This window comes from Bradyrhizobium sp. NBAIM08 (assembly GCF_020193935.1).
In the GTDB taxonomy this organism is placed as follows: Bacteria; Pseudomonadota; Alphaproteobacteria; order Rhizobiales; family Xanthobacteraceae; genus Bradyrhizobium; species Bradyrhizobium yuanmingense.
In genome coordinates this window covers 1-445 of the sequence record NZ_JADYVR010000380.1, presented here as the reverse complement: position 1 = coordinate 445, position 445 = coordinate 1, and the positions used below count along the sequence as shown (strand labels likewise).

At 73.0% G+C, this 445-nt stretch carries 1 protein-coding gene; it reads right to left on the bottom strand.

All coding sequences use genetic code 11. The annotated features are described in order from the left end of the window. The coding region (locus I6F37_RS40000) for a S46 family peptidase (RefSeq protein WP_225154379.1) at window positions 1-383 on the bottom strand (383 nt) is incomplete at its 3' end. Window positions 384-445 lie beyond the last annotated feature (62 nt).

Here is a 445-nt window from a genome sequence, read left to right as displayed (position 1 = left end):
GTGACGTCCTCGATCGAGATGAGCTGCTCGACGAAGAGGCCCTCGACGGGCGCCTCCTCGGCGCGGCTCTGGGCGTAGAAGCCGTCGCGGTTGAAGTCCTGGCCGAGCTCACCGCCGACCTGCGTCACGGACTCGCGGGCGCAGTGGTGGTTGGTGAGGATGAGGCCGTCCGGCGAGACGAAGCTGGCCGAGCAGTAGGTCGAGAAGCGGAGCGCGCCGAGGCGCGCGCGCTCGAACCACGCCTCGTTGGGGCGGAAGCCGTACTGCTCGACGAAGTACTCGCGGGGCGCGTCGTCGAGGGTGAACATGCGGCCGTTGTCGAAGCGGCCGGCGCGGACCGTGTCGAGGCCCGAGGCCATCGGCGAGGCGGCCGGGGCCGTCATGGCCGGCATCGGAGCAGGCGCGGTGGGTGCCGTCGCCGCAGGCGCCGAGGCGGGCGGGGCCG